This is a genomic window from Nocardia farcinica (genome assembly GCF_029867845.1).
In the GTDB taxonomy this organism is placed as follows: Bacteria; Actinomycetota; Actinomycetes; order Mycobacteriales; family Mycobacteriaceae; genus Nocardia; species Nocardia farcinica_A.
Genome location: NZ_JARWRU010001169.1, coordinates 1 through 2,645, shown reverse-complemented (window position 1 = coordinate 2,645; position 2,645 = coordinate 1). Strand labels below are relative to the sequence as shown.

Annotated in this window: 3 protein-coding genes; all 3 read right to left on the bottom strand. The window is 72.1% G+C overall.

Going from position 1 to position 2,645, the window contains the following annotated elements:
- The coding region (locus tag QH283_RS25965) for a hypothetical protein (RefSeq protein WP_432420783.1) at window positions 1-539 on the bottom strand (539 nt) is incomplete at its 3' end.
- Entirely contained in the window at window positions 536-1,486 is a 951-nt protein-coding gene (locus QH283_RS25960) for an MlaD family protein (RefSeq protein ID WP_280505559.1), read from the bottom strand. The genes QH283_RS25965 and QH283_RS25960, both read right to left, overlap by 4 nt.
- Entirely contained in the window at window positions 1,483-2,511 is a 1,029-nt protein-coding gene (locus QH283_RS25955; protein ID WP_280505558.1) for an MlaD family protein, read from the bottom strand. The genes QH283_RS25960 and QH283_RS25955 overlap by 4 nt, the downstream gene beginning before the upstream one ends.
- Between the last annotated feature and the right edge of the window lie 134 nt (window positions 2,512-2,645).

Genomic DNA, 2,645 nt, shown 5'->3' with positions numbered 1-2,645 from the left:
ACCTGGGTGACGCGCTGGGCGTACGGGGCGGCGGCCGCCTCGGCGGCGGCCTCCACCTCCAGGCGCGTCTGGAGGGCGGCCTGTTCGTCGGCGGAGTCGTCGGTCGCCCAGAGCACGCCGAGAACGATCGCGGCCACCAGGGAGAGGACGGCGATCACCGCGACCGCGATGAAGCCCTTGTCCGGCCCCCGGCTCGCCGTCGAACCGGCAGACGATTCAGTCGCTGCCGGTGTGCTCTTCGAGAGATCGGCCTTCACACCCGTCGGCGCCACAGCGCCCTCAGCAGATTCGCCCTCAGCAGGTTCGGCCTCAGCAGAACCTGCCTCGGCACCGGCCTCCTCGGCCCGGGCGGACTCCGGCGCCGGGGCCGACGCGGACCCGGCAGTCCCGGACCCGGCCGACCCGGCGGACGCGGCGGACGCGGCGGACCCGGCGGGCGCGGCGGACGCGCTCCCGCCCGCGGCCTTGTCGCCGGACGTCTCGCTGGTCACGCTCTCGTCGTTCTCGGCGGCATCTGTCATGGTGGTCGTCTCTCTCATCGGGGAACCGCCACGGTGAAGCGGACACTCTCGCCCGGCAGGGTGGCGATCGCCTGCTCGAGCAACGTACCCAGGTCCATCGAGGCCAGCAGCGGACCGGTGGCCTGGGTGGCCGGGCGCAGGGCGACACCGATGGCGCCGAGTTCGGGGGCCATCTTCGCCAGGAACTCGGCGAGTTCGTCCTGCTGGGCGCGCCAGGAGCCGAGCACCTCGCGGCCGCGCAGCACCTCCGAGCCCGCGAACAGGTATTCGTAGGACACGCCCAGGGTCTCGCCGAAGCGTTCCAGCATGGGCGGGGCCTCGGTGAGGGTGGCGCGCGCCCACTCCACATCGCCCATCACCTTCACCAGCTCGCGCAGGATCACCTCCAGCGAACCCTCGTGCCGCGACAGCGTGGTCAGCAGCAGTTCGGCGCCGCGGCGGGCGGCGGGCACGGTGGTGTCCAGGCCCTCGACGGAGGCGGCCAGCGCGTCGGTGAGCTTGCGGACCGACTCGGGGTCGATCTGATCGAGCAGGCCGGAGGTGGTGGCCAGCAGGTCGGGCACCGAGGTCGGCAGCTCGACGGCCTCGACCAGGTGCGCGCCGTCGGGGAGGTAGGGCCCCTCGGTGGTGTGCGGGAGCAGCGCGAAGACGGGTTCGCCCAGGGCGGAGAGGTTCTCCACGCGCATGGAGCTGTCGACGGGGATCCGGTAGTCGGCGTCGTAGCTGAAGCGCATGCGGACCAGGCCCTCGTGGCTGCGCACCTCCTCGACCCGGCCGATGTCCACGCCCCGGTAGACGACCTCCGAGCCGGGGCGCAGGCCCGCGGCGTCGCGCAGGTCCACCACCGCCTCGTTGCGGCGCTGGGCGGGATCGATGGTCAGCACGTCGACGATCAGGTACCAGGAGCCGAGGACCATCACCAGGGCCAGGGCGAGGCCGGAAAGCCAGGGGGGGATGCGGGTCACGGCAGTGCTCCGATCATGCGCAGCAGGACCAGGCCGTCCTTGGCCGGATCGCCCTCGCCCGCACCGGCGATACCGACGCTGCGGATGTCCACGCCGGGTCCGAGCAGGAAGGGCAGCAGTTCGTCGTTGACCAGCGCCATCAGGTCGGCGGCATTGCCCGCCAGTTCGTGCGCGCTCGGTGAGGGATCGCGCAGCAGCGGCGCGATCGTCTCCAGGTTCTCGTTGATGTGCGGCAGCCGGGGAATCAGCCACTCCAGACCGGTGACCATGGTGTTGGCGTCGATGACGGTGTTGAGCACCGCGTCCATGAAGTAGGGCACCCGGTCCAGCCGCTGGCGCGCGACATCGGAGAACAGGAAGCCGACCTCCTCGCGGGCGGCGTGCAGCCGCTGGGTGAGGTCGTCGGTGGCGGCCATCAACCGGTCCAGCTGGTCCAGGCCTGCCGCCGCCTGGTTGACATCGGTGGCCACGGCCGCGGCCAGCATCCTGGTCTCGGCGGGGTCGGCGGGCAGGATCTCGTTCAGCCGGGTGATCGAATCCTGCAGCCGCACCAGGGAACCGCCGTTGACGAAGGTGGCGATGCGCTCGAGCATCTCCTCGATCTGCGGGCCGGGGTCGGTGTGCTGGATCGGGATGGTGTCGCCGTCGCCCAACGGCTGTCCCCCGTCGGCGGGCGGCAGCAGGGCGATGTAGATGTCGCCGAGCACGGTGGTCTGGCGCAACTCGGCCCGGGCGCCCGCGGGCACCACCACCGACTCGCGCACGTCGATGTGGGCGACGGCGCTGTCGGGTTCGAGGCTGATCGAGTCGAGAGCGCCGACGGTGACGCCGCCGCTGCGCACATCCGCTCCCGCGGGCAGGCTCAGCAGCGACTCGAATTCCAGATTCAGCCGGTAGGTCGGGCCGCGCACGCCCGCGCCGGGCATGGTGTGGTCACTGGGGTCGAAACCGCAGCCGGTGAGCACGAACAGCGCCGTCAGCGGCGCGGCGACGAGGCTGCACAGCCGCGTGCGGGTCAGCTTCACGGGGTCGCTCCGATCGTCGAGAGCACCAGTTGGGGCAGGGGGACCGCGACCCCGCGCTCGGTCAGCACAGTGCAACTTTCGGGCGCGATCAGCGTCAGCGCGGCGCCGGCCAGCGACGCGTCGGGGGTGGGCAC